This is a genomic window from Celerinatantimonas diazotrophica (genome assembly GCF_004339545.1).
Classification (GTDB): domain Bacteria; phylum Pseudomonadota; class Gammaproteobacteria; order Enterobacterales; family Celerinatantimonadaceae; genus Celerinatantimonas; species Celerinatantimonas diazotrophica.
The window spans coordinates 153,861-169,004 of the sequence record NZ_SMGD01000012.1 but is presented as its reverse complement, the minus strand read 5'-3'; the positions used below and the strand labels follow the sequence as shown (position 1 = coordinate 169,004).

General features: G+C 42.0%; 10 protein-coding genes. 7 read left to right on the top strand and 3 right to left on the bottom strand.

The window, feature by feature from the left end; all coding sequences use genetic code 11:
- The first annotated feature begins 1,602 nt into the window (after window positions 1-1,602).
- From EV690_RS07080 to EV690_RS07055, 6 genes are read left to right on the top strand one after another with little or no spacing between them, the layout of a single operon-like run.
- The gene (locus EV690_RS07080; protein ID WP_131912304.1) at window positions 1,603-2,928 is read left to right on the top strand and encodes a phosphorylase family protein; all 1,326 of its coding nucleotides are present in this window, start codon (window positions 1,603-1,605) and stop codon (window positions 2,926-2,928) included.
- 25 nt (window positions 2,929-2,953) lie between these two features.
- Window positions 2,954-4,282 carry a GTPase-associated system all-helical protein GASH gene (locus EV690_RS07075; RefSeq protein ID WP_131912303.1) on the top strand — a complete coding sequence of 443 codons (1,329 nt, stop codon included), beginning with the start codon at window positions 2,954-2,956 and terminating at the stop codon, window positions 4,280-4,282.
- Window positions 4,282-5,241 carry a TRAFAC clade GTPase domain-containing protein gene (locus EV690_RS07070; RefSeq protein ID WP_131912302.1) on the top strand — a complete coding sequence of 320 codons (960 nt, stop codon included), beginning with the start codon at window positions 4,282-4,284 and terminating at the stop codon, window positions 5,239-5,241. Before EV690_RS07075 ends, EV690_RS07070 begins: the two co-directional genes overlap by 1 nt.
- Window positions 5,238-6,095, top strand: a complete 858-nt coding sequence (locus tag EV690_RS07065; RefSeq protein WP_131912301.1) for a TRAFAC clade GTPase domain-containing protein — start codon at window positions 5,238-5,240, stop codon at window positions 6,093-6,095. Before EV690_RS07070 ends, EV690_RS07065 begins: the two co-directional genes overlap by 4 nt.
- On the top strand, window positions 6,088-8,520 hold the full coding sequence (locus tag EV690_RS07060) for a GAP1-N1 domain-containing protein (protein WP_131912300.1): 2,433 nt from the start codon (window positions 6,088-6,090) through the stop codon (window positions 8,518-8,520). The genes EV690_RS07065 and EV690_RS07060 overlap by 8 nt, the downstream gene beginning before the upstream one ends.
- Before the next feature lie 10 nt (window positions 8,521-8,530).
- Window positions 8,531-8,980 carry a DUF4231 domain-containing protein gene (locus EV690_RS07055; protein WP_131912299.1) on the top strand — a complete coding sequence of 150 codons (450 nt, stop codon included), beginning with the start codon at window positions 8,531-8,533 and terminating at the stop codon, window positions 8,978-8,980.
- A 165-nt stretch (window positions 8,981-9,145) separates the two neighbouring features.
- Here EV690_RS07055 and EV690_RS07050 read toward each other — a convergent pair whose 3' ends face one another.
- From EV690_RS07050 to EV690_RS07040, 3 genes are all read right to left on the bottom strand, one after another.
- The gene (locus tag EV690_RS07050; protein WP_131912298.1) at window positions 9,146-9,565 is read right to left on the bottom strand and encodes a GIY-YIG nuclease family protein; all 420 of its coding nucleotides are present in this window, start codon (window positions 9,563-9,565) and stop codon (window positions 9,146-9,148) included.
- A gap of 337 nt (window positions 9,566-9,902) precedes the next feature.
- Window positions 9,903-10,502, bottom strand: coding sequence for a single-stranded DNA-binding protein (gene ssb / locus EV690_RS07045; protein ID WP_131912297.1), 600 nt, complete (start codon window positions 10,500-10,502; stop codon window positions 9,903-9,905).
- 229 nt (window positions 10,503-10,731) lie between these two features.
- On the bottom strand, window positions 10,732-12,111 hold the full coding sequence (locus EV690_RS07040; protein WP_131912296.1) for an MFS transporter: 1,380 nt from the start codon (window positions 12,109-12,111) through the stop codon (window positions 10,732-10,734).
- 148 nt (window positions 12,112-12,259) lie between these two features.
- Between EV690_RS07040 and uvrA the strand changes: the two genes are divergently transcribed.
- Entirely contained in the window at window positions 12,260-15,088 is a 2,829-nt protein-coding gene (gene uvrA, locus EV690_RS07035) for an excinuclease ABC subunit UvrA (RefSeq protein ID WP_131912295.1), read from the top strand.
- The last annotated feature ends 56 nt before the right edge of the window (window positions 15,089-15,144 follow it).

Sequence of the window (15,144 nt, the reverse complement as noted above, 5' to 3'; positions counted from 1 at the left end):
ATAAATTAAATGTTTTTATAAAAATCCAGATCGATTCTTAATTATTAATATTTAATAATAGTGGCCATAACGAAATCAAAAATATTCAGTAGCTACTTTATTTAACTATTCAATAAGGATATGGTGAATGAAAAACACCAAGCGAATAAACTAGCATATTAAATAATCAACTCTCTAATATTTAGATTTTTTATTACAGTCCTAAGATGTATGAAATCGACTTTTTTCTATTTAATATTTTTTTAAAGTGTAAAAAACAAAAAAACCAGCATTTCTACTGGGTTTCGTCATAATTAGTGTTTTAACAGTCTTGATTATTGCAACGGCTAGAAGCAGTAGTACCCAAAAGAAATTTAAACTCGCTAGTGAATAAATGAGTAAACACAATTATATAACCTTTTGATTTTATTTAAAATAAAAAGGCTAGCGTCACTTCAGTGATGACAGCAAATTTTATAGTTAACAAGAGAGTGTAATCTTAGACTTGGTGGCGAAGCCATCCATGATTTTTTTTGACATTTTCGCATCACAATCAAGATCCAAAGCTCTGCTCCCGCTTTATGTCATACATAGCTATAAAGGAACTGCTTTGAACATAGAAATGCTAGAGGAATCTACATCCAAGAGTTCAATAGCCTTAGCCCCCTCAGAACTCAGACCTAAAGCCTTAAAATGCTCCACATTCTCATGAACTTTGATAGAATGAACTTGCTATTAACGAAGTTCGCTCAAGGGTACTTCAAAGCTCGAGAAGCCGTTCAAATCGACGCATATCAGGACTCTGTTGATAATGGATTAAATGACCTACGGGCAGTAATAAAACCCGCCCTGCATTTGATAACTTCCTGCTGTCGATACAAAAAAGATGTACAGCATACTGACACTATTGTAAGGCAATTTGCAGTTAAAAATGGCCTAGACGTAATGCTGTTCGACAGTGGCCGTAAAGAGCGCTATTTCGGATCAGATTGACTTAAAAATCACATACTCAAAGCTGGTATTTCAAACATTGGGGAAGCTTTCCCCCAATTTGCTCATTGTAATGACATTCTTCTCTAAGCTAGTAACAAGACAAGGAGAGAGAAGGTTTTATGAAGTAATACTCCCAATTATCAAACCGTAGATTTGCGGTGCAAATGGATCAACTGAAGACGGAGTCTCGTTATGGCAAGAACTGTTGACCAATGCAGCCAATAGAAAAAACTAAAGTTGTAGTCAAAACTACAGAAGGCTGCCACTATAATAGTATTAATACATCTACTAGGCTGCTGTAGATTCTTGGGAGCATAGACTTCACCAACAAAATATTACTCCGACTCTGGGGGGAATACATCCGAAAATCTCCGAAATGGACAATTCAAAGTTAGGGATTAGATCGATTCAACAGCATCTCAGATAACACATATGGCTCAAGCATTTTGTGAGTTCAGTTCACGATGTGACTTACTTCATTTTGCTAACATGACCTAATCTGAAAGATAAATTGGGGAGCTAATTCGATTCTCGCAGAAAGACGACTCCAAGCCTAATCGATGGATAATGGCTTGTACACATAAGTGATAAACTATCATTCGCTTTAATGAAGAAAAGGACTGCTAATAAATGCCCCCACTACAAACATCAATGGCCAAATCTATCGATGTACTAATAATATGTGCTTTAAAAGATGAATATGATCAGGTTCTAAATGTAAATGAAGGGATGATATCTGACGGCTGGATACAATTGACAAGTAATAAGGGCCAAATTATTTCCGAGGCAACTTTCCAGACCTCCTCTGGACGGCCTCTAATCATTCAAACGACTTGGGCTTCTCACATGGGCCGAGAGCAAGCGATATCAATAGCGAGCACTTTAATAAACTCAAATAATGTACGCTGTATAGCAATGAGCGGAATATGTGGAGGGCGAAGAGATAAAGTAAGCTTAGGGGATGTGATTTTCGCAGACAGGCTTTGGTCATATGATGCAGGAAAGTTAGTGGTTGAAGATGGGCACGAAAAGTTTCAAGGAGATGCACTGCAATATCGCCCAACCGATCTCTGGGTACAAAGAATGCAACATTTTTCCATCCATTTAAATCACTGGAGTGTTACTCGCCCAGCGTTGCCACTAGAAAGCCAAGAGGATTGGGTTCTAATAAGGCTTCTTAACGCTGAATTGCCTGCTCATCACCCTGAGTTCAGTAAAAGATGCCCTGACTGGCAACAAACCTTAGAACGGCTAATAAAAAAATCTTGGGTTGATGATGAATTAAATCTAACACCACTTGGTAGATCACAAGCACAAAAACTATCTATAAAATATCCATCCGAACTACCAAAACCGCCTGATTTTGCTATCCATGTAGCTCCCATTGCTACAGGAGCTAAAGTTGTAGAAGACGAGGGGTTATTCTCTCGTCTATCTTCAAATATGAGAAAAGTGCTAGGTGTTGATATGGAAGCTAGTGCTGTAGCTGCCTTTGGAGAAATCAACCAAGTTCCTGTAATCATAGCCAAGGCTGTGTCGGATTTTGGTGATAAATACAAAGATGATAGGTATAGAAAATTTGCTGCTCATGCCTCAGCTCAATGTCTGATTAAATTTTTCAGAGATAATATTGATTTACTTCCAGAAGCGATTTCAGTTGTTAACCAACACCATATGACAGAAATTGATATAAAGCTGATTACAATAGACCAACTAATCGATGTTCTAGCCGAAGAATACCCAGATCCGCGAGATGCGAGAGCCTTATGGCAAAGGGCTGGAGGAAAATCGTATGACATTGAAAACGTACCCCGTCCTCGTGATTTATGGCAGAAAATTTGGCAAAAAGCTACTCAGGGCGCCATTGTTACACCCGCTAAACTTCTCGCACAAGTAGCATCGGAATTACCAAATAACGACGTTATTTTATACTTCCTTAATCAACATTCAGCTTAACAAAAGAGGAACAGGGAGAGGTACAGTGACAGAGATACTTACACATTTATTAGCAGCTGGTTTGATAGAAAATATAGATGGTGACGAAACTAGGTTTGGAAAAATAGAAGTTGCAGCTCAAAAAATTGCAACGGAGCTAACGGAAACTCCAAAAAAACTCATCCCAGCACTGCTCGCTGGTATCAATCCAGATGTTAACTCTAGCGATCCCGCTATTGAGGAGGCACAAAATGCGTTGGTAGCTGAGTGGAAAACAATGAGTTCCGCGTACCCTTCTCCTCCAATCAATTTATTTAGAGCCATTTTGCTTGAAGCATGCAGACAAGCAGCAGAAAAAAGTGATAAACATGCTTCCGTTTTGTGGCTTACTGCCGCAGACTCAGTTTGTTTAATGCGACTATCTAAAGAAGAATCAGTAGTTCGTAATCTACTAAAAAACTTTGCTGAAAAAACCGAGCGATGGGCAACTTCAGCGGGAGACGTCCCGAAAGCCCCAAGGCAAGCTGTCGACAAACTATCTTGGACGCCTGTTTCGTCTAACATCGAAAAAGTCAATCGGCAAAAGTTACGCCCCAAAATGGGAGATGCTGCTGGTAACTCCCATATTCATTCTGATGGCTCTAATAAAAATGGCGGAAATCCAAATAACAATTGGCCTTCTCAAAATGCTGCTACCGCTGCTGCCTGGGCAGGCGATTTTGCAGAAAGGATGACTAACGCAATTGGTGATGAGTTAGATAACTTATCTCTGCAATTGTCGTCCGTTTTGGATAATCAAAGTCAAAACTTCTCAAAACAAATTGAAAAGAGCTTAAACGAACACAGAAAATTTATACAAAGAATTTCTAAGGCAAATTTATCTGAACAACAAGCTGAAATAACCAGACTCAATGTACTTTGGTGGAGCGAAGCATTGTACTCCATATCATTTCAACAAAGTTATCGGGAACTAGAGCTACCACTCGCAATTATAGCTATGCCATGGGATTTACTGTCTGAGGGACTTGCGATTCCAACTCCAGCCAGTGTGAGCTATATGCTTTCAGAGTCAGTATGTAAATTGGAAAAAGCCTCATTCGAAGACCAAATCGTTTTGTGTGACTTATTAGCTTTATTAAGTAGTAAAAAGGATATATTTCCAAAAGAATTTATCGATTCTATTTCTGCGGCTCCCTTAGAAGGTATGCTTACACTGAGAGACCTAGTAGCCTTGGTTTTGAAGGAACAGCCAAGCGATTTAGAAGAATTACTGAAAAGAGCAAATATCGCTTCTGACTTCAAAATCAGTGTTCCTGTACTATCAAGAGCTGTGTTTCGGCAAGAACAAGCAATACGGCTTATTGAGGAGGAGTAATGGTTGGTTCATGTTCAAACCCTAACTGTTATGCTGCTGATGGTGAGTCATGTGCCTTGGGAGAACCTGATCATAAAAAGTGCTGTAACTGGATATCAGATCCGAAGAATCCTTCGAAAACTAATTCCGGCGCTAATGAAGAAGCTGTCGCATATAAAATCCCTTGGTCAGGTAGTGCATTAGGCATTAACGACTTTATCAAACTTACTCCTCGTGGCCGTTCGATTTTGATCGGGATTCTCGGTGCGGAGAACTCAGGAAAGACAACCTTTTTAGTTGGCAGTTATCTTAAACTCCTGGCAGGAAGTTCTATTGATAACAAAGCGTTCTGTGGATCACAAACTCTTGGAGCATGGGAATCTTTGGCATCTTGGGTTCGTTTTGATGATATAAATCATTTGAGTTCTTTCCCTCCCCATACCCCACGAAGTTTAGATAGAGTGCCAGGTATACTTCATTTAGCTCTGAAAGATATTACAAACAGTCAGCATCGTGATGTACTGCTTACAGATGCTCCTGGAGAATGGTTCTCCAGTTGGTCATTGAATGAGAATAACCAAGAAGCCGAAGGTGCTCAATGGGTGGTAAAAAACTCTGATGCTTTTATCATTTTTGCAGATTCAGAGAAATTGAGTGGTAGTGAACGGGGGCAGGCAAGAAATGAGCTGAGGCAGCTTATCGAAAGACTTAGTGACCACATTGGGGACAAGCCTGTCTTTCTGTTTTGGGCGAAAAGCGACCAGAAGCCGAACAAAACAATCGTAAGTAATATAAGAAAGACCTTGAGCGAAAAAGTAAATAATTCGCATGAGCTGTCCGTATCTGTTGAGAATAATGAATCTTTAGTTCAAGCATTATCATCTGTTATTCACGAAGTATGGCTCTCTCCATTGGCCGACCAAATTAAGGAACCAGTATGTATCCATTCTCCATTTTATGCGTTTAGGGGACGAGTATGAGAAAGCCTGTAGTTTTATTATTAGGAGGTCCGAACAGCGGGAAAACTCATTATGCAGGACAACTCTATGGTCGTCTACAAAGAAAACCAGGTATGTTAAAGCTCAACTCTAACCAAACCACCCCGCCGAATTTGAGCGCCTTAGGAGAGGTATTAGGGCAATTGGAGAATGGTAATTCAGCTGAACATACTCCTAGCGAAACATGGTCAGAGATAACGCTAAATCTGGTTGATGACCAAGGGCAAGAGTTACAACTTAACTGGCCTGACTATGGAGGAGAACAATTAAAAGAAGTTTTCAAAAACAGAGAAGTACCAGAGAATTGGCGGAATAAATTGCTCAATGCTGATGGATGGTTCGTGTTAATAAGGCTCTCTAGTGAAACGGTTTACTCTGATGCAATAGATAAACTCAAAACAGGTGTGGGAGTGGCTAAAAGTTCAAGTTGTCAACGAGCAGTCAACTGGGATGCGAATGCTTATTGGATTGAAACATTTCAGATTTTAAAGCATGTTGCGGGCCTCGATTCAATAAGTTCCTTAACCACTCCACGATTAGCCATACTGCTATCGTGCTATGACGAGCTTACTACTACTGATCAACCCCCACTAGAAGTGCTAAAAGCAAAATTACCTTTATTCGAGTCGTACTTAAGCTCTACTTGGCATGAAAGTGCAATATCCATATGGGGACTTTCATCCCTAGGGAAATCTCTTGGAAGTTCAACTAATGATGATGACTTCATCGATGAAGGACCAGAATATCATGGTTGGGTCTGCACTCCAGATGGAAAATCAAACGACGGTGATTTGACAAAACCATTGGCATGGTTATTAAAAAACTACGATGATTAAACCTTTTCAAGCTATTTACGGAGCCAGAAATTCCGCTCACGACCTTTTGTTTTGGGACAATCCTAATGAACAACCACCAAGGTCATTATTAGGATTAACAGATAAACCTCCCGGCCTTTTATCACCCCAAGATATTTGGTGGCCCGCATTTGGTTGTGGGCCGATTGATGATTGGTGGGGAATGTGGTGGGTAACTCCTGATAACAGCGCAAAACGAAAGGGTATGGTTCGAAGTAAAGTCATGTTATGGAAGCGTTGCGATGTCCATAAAGTAAATGACTTATTGCCCTTTATCGAAGATATTTCCGACAGGACCTTCATTGCTAAAGAGACTGAATGCAGTCTACTACTTGCAACTTCAAAAGCTCTTATTTCAAGTGATGAGCATCAATTAATAGCTTTACAAGAAAGTAACTTAGGATATCCGTTATTAGTTGGTTTACTTTGGAAACATCTATGGCCTTCGGCAAAAGGCTCTTTTTCCACTAGGTATGGGATTAATCCACCACAAGGAACGAACAGACAGCGGAGCTGCACCTTTTACTGTGTTCCTCAATCACACATTAATCAGTGGAAAACTGAAAATGTAGATGTTGTTACAGATATAATCGATACAGTAGATAGAGGAGTACTTTATTTAGCAAACGGTAATGATTATACAATAGAAAAAATATTAAGTGAATATCCCCCAAAAAGGGCACAACTTAAAATCATGTCTATGATCGCAAGATGTGCTGATAGACTTGATATGTTCACACAGCAACCAACTGTAGAACGCGCTTTAACCTTATTAAGAACATTAGTTGCACTCTACCCTGAGAAAAACGATGCGACAAACCTAAAGTGTGATGCTCTGAAATTTATCTCTACTAATATCGATGAGACTCACAAAGATCGCATATTGGGACTAGCTAATCTAGATGGCAACTCATTGCCGTCCACCACGCTCCTTGAGCTCCCTTTGAGTAAAACCTGCGGTAAACTTTTCAAAACACTGCCTCCTGAAAATATGCAACCTTTCTTTAAGCGAACTTCCGATGAAGAAGTTCAAACTTGGTGGAAAAATTGCATCCAAGAAGAGTTAAAAAAAACCATCCAAGAAGCCACCATGAGTGCTCAGAGACGTTTACTATCGTGGCTTGGTCAAGATAACTCTTTAGTTCTACTTAGTTTGATTCCTTCGGATGAAAGCACAGAGAAGTATTTAGTCGACTCTGCAAGTAAAAATGAGTTAACGGCAAATAATATAAAGAATATTCAATCATTTGCCATAGAAATGAAGTGGAGCAAATTATTTGCGTGGTGTTTATTGAATGATAATTCCATTGAAGATCCGCTCGTCGAGTTAAATAAAGTTTTTGGAAGAAATTCACGTGGTCATGGCTATCTTATTCAACATTTACCCATCGAGAGTTTAGTGAACGAAATATTAACTGGATCTCAAAATGTAACCTTCGAAGAGACCGCCAGCCGAACAAAAAATAGTCCTGACATATTTCTCAATTTAGATATCAATACTTCAGCGGTAATGAAACTTTGGCTTGCTCATATAAAAGCAGGCGGCGCCCCATGGCCTTTGGGTATAGATAAAGAGATTTATGCCCGTGCTTACTTAGATGAGCTGATGTTATCAAATGTTTCAGATGTGGTGAATTATATAGCTAAAGGAATTGCACATGCTGTGTTACATCACCCAAAAAGATGTTCAATTTGGGCATTAATCCCCAGAAAAGAAAGAGAATGTCTTGCCAGAGAAGTCGCAGATGCTTATATCATTAGTCATACAGAGACTGGGATAGATAATCAACAAGAAACAGTCCTCGCTGACAAAATTATCGAAAAAATAAATGGTAAGTCCAATATAGAAGGGACCTTATTACTACGTGTCCTTTCATGGCCAAGACATTTCACAGAAAATATGATAATCAAATGGGTTGATAAGTTACCAATGTCTCAGTGGACAATTTTTTCAAAGTCTTTAGGAGAGATGATATATCAACATCATTGGATAACGGTAGCTGAACATATTTACTCAAAATGCTTTGATACTTCTTTGAGCTATGAACAAAAATATATCCCCGCCATACTTGAATTTGTTGAATTTTTAGATATTTTAAAACAATTTAGAGTGAAGTGCGTTTCAAATGTAACGCTCCACCTAGCTCCTTCAGAACTAGTTCTGGTAGTGGCAACAATAGGAAGCACTTTAGCTTGTAACGAACTAGAAGAAATATGGATTAGAGCTGGTGGGAAAATAGGGGAATTAAAACATTCAAATTACCCTAACGAAAACTGGCTCGATGCTGCAACAAAGGCTGAAGAGGGTAAACTGAAGTCTGGATTACTAGGATTAGTAGAACAACTACTTTTGTCTTATCCTTACAATAAAGATCTATTAGAAATTAAGAATATTTTAAAAAATTAGAGGTCATTTTATGATAGATTCAGAATATAGCCCTGCCGAATACTGCCAAAAACAAATATCCCATTTTAAAAATAAGGCATCTCACAATAAAAATGAGTCTCTTTGGTGCTTTCGCCTAATAATGATTGGTACTTTGTTAGCCCCTTTATTTGTCTCTCTCGGGGGAGAGATGTGGACAGGAAAAGTAATTCCTTCGTTTTTATCTGTTTTAGCTGCATTTTGCACTGCATGGATGCAATTAAGAAAACCGAATGAGTTATGGTCTCTATACCGAACAGCAGAACGAGAATTGGAAAGCCACTTAGTCCGTTACACCTTTAAAATAGACGATTATTCCAATACCGAAAGTGCCGATAACATTTTAGTTAAAAACGTTACAGATTTAACATTAAAAGTTCATAAAAGTTGGATTCCGATAATTCCAACATCTGAAAACCTACCTAAAAATGATTCTAACTAGTAGTCTCTTCTGTATTGTATTCAGAACTTGGAAATCCTACATTTTCCCGCTACTCCTTCTCAGTGGCGTTAAAATCCATTAATTAGAACAGCACGACATTAGGCATATCTCATCTGTATTTTAAGTTATATTGTCTTGTTCTCTTATGATTAAAGTTTTCGATCCCTAGATCAATAACAGGAATATATTTTTTTCACCTGGATAAGGCGAACAGTCTAGCCGTTTTCTCAATAATTTTAAGTCACGGACACAAGCAAACTTTGTAATAACTTCGTAGAACTGCTCAACAGACATATTGTTAAACCATTCGCGACTGGTATCTTGCCGGTCGTCAGCAAAATACTTGTGTAGCTTTTGTTCCAAATCGCGGGGATGCTTTACGTAGAATCGAGCCAAAATTCTGTAACCTTTAGCTCCTTGACCTGAACTATTATTTAGCTGAGACATACGTGTAGATGTATGGTGCTTGGTGAAACCAATTTTTAAAAAGTCAGTTCTGTAACCATCAGCTGTCGCCAAGTAGACCTGCCCTCTCGTTTTTGGCCATTTACGTTCAGCGTCCGTTGTAGGGGTGACATTACTCATAAGTAATCCTAAATCTAATCCTGATTTTTGAAATATAATAGGGCAACTGACATCTGGCAATGTTATATGTAACAGATAAGACCTCAATAACTACACTCCGTAGGATTTCTAAAATTTGGTCAACAGTAGTTTGTTGCCACAATTCGCATTAATGGATGCTATATTGTCAACCCCCACTCTCACATTGGTCGATTTAGATTTTTATTACACTTTCAGAATGTATAAAATCGACTTTTTGCTATTTAATATTTTTTTAAAGTGTAAAAAACAAAAAACCCAGCATTTCTACTGGGTTTCGTCATGATTGGTGTTTTAACAGTCTTGATTATTGCAACTGCTAGAACGGGATATCGTCATCAAAATCCATAGGTGGCTCATTATAAGTCGGTTGCTGAGGACTTTGTTGAGGCGCCGGTTGCGGACGTTGTGCCGATTGATTGGGGTTGTTATTAAAACCACCCCCTTGTGGAGGTTGTTGATTAAACCCACCTTGGCCCTGCGGCTGAGGTTTCGGCTGGTAACCTCCACCCGTTTGGTTTTGATTGTTCCAGTTACTTTGCGCTGGTGCACCTTGGCCTTGGCTCATCCCTTGACCGGCACCGCGACTATCGAGCATTTGCATTTCATTCGCTACAATTTCAGTAGTATAGCGATCTTGGCCTTGCTGATCCTGCCATTTGCGCGTTTGCAATTTGCCTTCGATATAGACTTTTGAGCCTTTGCGCAGATACTCGCCCGCAATTTCAGCCAAACGACGAAACATCACGACGCGATGCCATTCAGTTCGTTCTTGTTGCTGCCCTTGTTGATCTTTCCAACTTTCTGACGTTGCTAACGTCATATTCGCCACTGCGTTACCATTAGGCATGTAACGCACTTCTGGGTCCTGTCCTAAATTACCGACTAGGATGACTTTATTTACACCTCTGCTGCTCATACATGCCTCTTTTTAAATCGATTTCAGACCATTTAAGATGTTTAAAAACAATAGATTCGCAACCTTCTAAGATGCGATAGTCTGCCTTGAATCAGGCAGGCGACACTGCTTTTATTATGAAGTGAATTATAAGGGAGGTTAGAACCACGATCCACACCCTTTATGACAATCTCTGTGACAAATGCGGCTTAGCTGCTCGCTAAGCCGCGGGAGCCTTGCATCAGCGCTCCTAAAATGATGGGTCAGCACGACCAAACTCATGCACCAATGCCTGAGCATAAGCTAAATCGAACTGTTTATTGATGACTTTCAGATAAGCGGTTTTATCATCAGGGATCACCACCACTTCTTGCACGCCATCCAGCTGCCCTAAATGGTTGGCCAAAGCATCGGTATCAAGATTCTGTTCAAAGCTAATGGTATAGTTTTTAAGCCCACTTTGCACTTTGAGTCCTAAGGCGATCAGCGCCCAAATCACTAGCACAATAATCGCTGCAATCACCAATGGCTGCCGCCCTAACTGGCTCATGACGACCCCTGCTAAACTGCCACCGACGAACGCACCAATAAACTGGCAGGTCGAATACACCCCCATCGCTCCCCCTTTTTGCCCGGCCGGAGCCAGTGAGGAGATCATCGCCGGAAGTGACGCTTCCATATAGTTAAAGCCAGTGAAGAATAACAGTGCACTGACAATCAGCATGGGCAAACTGCTCGCAAATAACAAGATGAGGTTAGAAAGCAAAAAGATAGCCAGAGCTAACAGAAAATAGCCGCGATGTTGGTTGCGTTTTGCGGCAAGTATAAGCATCGGCACCATGAGAACAAAAGAGCCAAACAACACGGGTAAGTACAAATACCACTGATGAGATGCTGGAAGCCCCGCTTCGACCAAACGGCCAGGAAACTGCACAAATTCAGCTGTCAGCAGTAAGTGCAGAGCAAAAATACTCCAGTCTAAACGCAACAGCTGCGGGTTTTTAACTGCTTTAACAAACTGAGGCAGTGATGCTGAAACTTCTCCCCTCGGAGCATGAGTTGATACACTGGGTACCGCTAGACACACTGCCAGGATCCCCAAGATGGCAAATCCAGCACTGACCCAAAACATACCATTTAAACCAATCCAACTGGCTAATGGTGGGCCAAAGACCAATGATGCAGCAAATGCCAAACCAATACTCATACCAATGGTTGCCATCACTTTCGAGCGGTGTTCCTCACGACTTAAGTCGGCGGCTAATGCTAAAATAGCACTCGCGATCGCCCCCACACCTTGGACCGCGCGCCCCACAATAATCCCCGTCATCGAATCGCTCATTGCAGCAATCACACTACCGATAGCAAAGATGATTAACCCAGCGACGATCACCGGTTTGCGGCCAATCCGATCGGAAAGATAGCCCATTGGGATCTGTAAAATAGCTTGTGTTAAACCATAGGCCCCAATCGCAAGTCCAACGGTGACAGGGGAGAATCCTTTAAGGTGTTGTGCAGCGATCGCTATTACCGGCATAATCATGAACAAACCGGCCATCCGTAGCCCAAATACCAGTGCTAACGACATGGCGCTACGCTTTTCTGTTGCCGAAATCGCTTCTTGAGCCATATCTTATTTCCTAGGAAGTTATGAAAGGTTTACAAGTGAACGCATCATAACATGGCTATTTAACCCACGTCAGCCATGTAAATGGGTGCTCATATCATCTGATTATGCGATACTGCTGGATTAAATATTAATTTATGCCTTAGGTGATATGGATAATATTGAGATACGCGGGGCCCGCACCCACAATCTAAAAAACCTCAATTTGACACTCCCTCGAGACAAGCTGATTGTCATCACCGGTTTATCCGGCTCAGGGAAGTCATCTCTAGCTTTCGACACGCTTTACGCCGAGGGGCAGCGCCGTTATGTTGAGTCGCTTTCGGCTTATGCACGTCAATTTTTATCCTTGATGGAAAAGCCGGATGTGGATCATATTGAGGGACTTTCTCCTGCGATTTCTATTGAGCAAAAATCGACCTCTCACAACCCTCGCTCAACGGTCGGAACAATCACCGAAATTTACGATTATTTACGTTTACTCTATGCGCGTGTCGGAGAGCCACGCTGTCCTCATCATGATCAACCATTAGCGGCCCAGACCGTTAGCCAGATGGTGGATAAAGTGCTGGATCTCGATGAAGGGGCACGTTTGATGCTGTTAGCTCCAGTGGTTCAAGAGCGCAAAGGTGAACATGTTAAATTACTGGAAAGCCTTAATGCGCAAGGGTTTATTCGCGCCCGGATTGATGGCGAAGTTTGCGATCTCTCCGATCCACCAACCTTAGAATTACGAAAAAAACACACGATTGAAGTGGTGGTCGACCGGTTTAAAGTTCGCCCCGATTTGCAGCAGCGTTTAGCCGAATCATTTGAAACAGCGCTGGAGCTTTCAGGAGGCACTGCCACTATTGCGGCCATGGAAGGACAGATGGAAGAGCTGATTTTCTCAGCGAATTTTGCCTGCCCAATCTGCGGTTACAGCATGCAAGAGATCGAGCCTCGGTTGTTTTCATTTAACAACCCAGCGGGAGCCTGTCCACACTGTGATGGTTTGGGCATCGAACAGTTCTTTGACCCAGAAAAAGTGATTATCAACGCCGAGATTAGCCTTTCAGGCGGAGCGATCCGCGGCTGGGATAAACGCAATTTCTATTATTATCAGATGTTGCGCTCATTGGCAGAACACTACGATTTTGCGTTGGATATTCCCTATCAGGAATTGCCTGACAAAATTCAGCAGTTATTGCTCTACGGCTCGGGTAAGACCAAGATTTCCTTTAAATATGTCAATGATCGTGGCGATATTACCCTGCGCGAACACCCCTTTGAAGGGGTCATCCCTAATATGCAGCGACGCTATCGCGAAACCGAGTCCAACGCAGTGCGCGATGAACTGGCGAAATATATCTCCAGTCAGCCCTGTCCACATTGCCATGGTAGCCGACTGCGCGAAGAAGCACGCCACGTATTTATCCACCAAACCAATCTGCCAACGATTACATTGATGTCGATTCATGAAGCGCTGGAATTTTTCCAGAGTCTAGGATTGACGGGCCAACGCGCTCAGATTGCCAGCAAAATCTTAAAAGAGATCAATGACCGATTAACCTTTTTGGTCAATGTCGGGCTTGATTATCTGTCGCTCTCCAGAAGCGCAGATACGCTCTCTGGTGGTGAAGCTCAGCGAATCCGACTGGCCAGTCAAATTGGTGCCGGCTTAGTGGGAGTCATGTACGTTCTGGACGAACCCTCCATTGGCCTGCATCAACGCGACAATGAACGGCTGTTAAATACTCTAACCAGCCTGCGTGATATGGGTAATACGGTTATTGTCGTTGAGCATGATGAAGATGCGATCCGCAGTGCCGATTATGTGGTTGATATTGGCCCGGGAGCCGGTGTACACGGCGGTCGAGTGATTGCTGAAGGCTCGGTTGAAACCATTATTAACACACCAGACTCACTGACAGGTCAGTATCTGTGCGGTAACAAACGGATTGATATCCCAGCAACACGGCATGCCCCAAGCCAAGATTGGTTAGAGATCGTTGGCGCCAGTGGCAATAACCTCAAAGAGGTGACGGCTAAATTTCCAATCGGCTTATTGACCTGCGTTACGGGGGTTTCAGGCTCCGGTAAGTCAACACTCGTCAACGATACCCTGTTTAAAATTGCGCATCGCGATTTGAATCGTGCCGAAGGTAACGATATTGCTCCTTATGAAGCGATCCATGGGCTGGATAAACTGGATAAAGTGGTCGATATCAACCAAAGTCCGATTGGCCGAACCCCACGTTCGAATCCAGCCACTTATACTGGAATTTTTACCCCCATCCGTGAACTCTTTGCTGGCACCCCAGAAGCTCGCGCTCGCGGCTATAAACCGGGCCGTTTTAGCTTTAACGTCAAGGGTGGACGCTGTGAAGCGTGTCAAGGCGATGGCGTGATTAAGGTAGAAATGCACTTTTTGCCTGATATTTATGTGCCATGCGATACCTGTAAGGGCAAACGCTACAACCGGGAAACCCTGGAAGTGAAATATAAAGGCAAGAGCATTCACGAATGTCTGGAAATGACGGTGGAAGAAGCCCGCGAGTTTTTCGATGTCGTTCCTGCCATTGCGCGCAAACTGCAAACACTGATGGATGTTGGCTTGTCCTATATCAAACTTGGACAAGCCGCCACCACTCTCAGTGGTGGTGAAGCACAACGCATCAAACTGGCACGCGAACTGAGCAAACGCGACACCGGTTCAACGTTATATATTCTCGATGAACCGACCACCGGGCTGCATTTTGCCGACATTGATATGCTGCTCAAAGTCATCCATCGACTACGCGATCAAGGCAATACCGTGGTGGTAATTGAGCACAATTTAGATGTCATTAAAACCGCCGATTGGATTATTGACCTCGGTCCGGAAGGAGGCAAAGGGGGTGGCGAAATTATCGCAGCAGGCAGTCCAGAAGATATTGCTGAGAATCAAGTGTCACATACTGCACGCTTTTTAAAACCTATATTAGCGCGTGGTTATTAAGCGCTTTCAATAAAAAACCGCTGGAATCCTCTCAGCGGTTTTATCTAACACCATCT

Excerpts from the sequence above, each read along its gene's own strand:
- ssb (WP_131912297.1), bottom strand. The coding sequence starts at position 10,502 with ATGAGCAGCAGAGGTGTAAATAAAGTCATCCTAGTCGGTAATTTAGGA.
- EV690_RS07055 (WP_131912299.1), top strand. The coding sequence starts at position 8,531 with ATGATAGATTCAGAATATAGCCCTGCCGAATACTGCCAAAAACAAATA.
- EV690_RS07040 (WP_131912296.1), bottom strand. The coding sequence starts at position 12,111 with ATGGCTCAAGAAGCGATTTCGGCAACAGAAAAGCGTAGCGCCATGTCG.
- EV690_RS07065 (WP_131912301.1), top strand. The coding sequence starts at position 5,238 with ATGAGAAAGCCTGTAGTTTTATTATTAGGAGGTCCGAACAGCGGGAAA.
- uvrA (WP_131912295.1), top strand. The coding sequence starts at position 12,260 with ATGGATAATATTGAGATACGCGGGGCCCGCACCCACAATCTAAAAAAC.
- EV690_RS07070 (WP_131912302.1), top strand. The coding sequence starts at position 4,282 with ATGGTTGGTTCATGTTCAAACCCTAACTGTTATGCTGCTGATGGTGAG.
- EV690_RS07060 (WP_131912300.1), top strand. The coding sequence starts at position 6,088 with ATGATTAAACCTTTTCAAGCTATTTACGGAGCCAGAAATTCCGCTCAC.
- EV690_RS07080 (WP_131912304.1), top strand. The coding sequence starts at position 1,603 with ATGCCCCCACTACAAACATCAATGGCCAAATCTATCGATGTACTAATA.
- EV690_RS07050 (WP_131912298.1), bottom strand. The coding sequence starts at position 9,565 with ATGAGTAATGTCACCCCTACAACGGACGCTGAACGTAAATGGCCAAAA.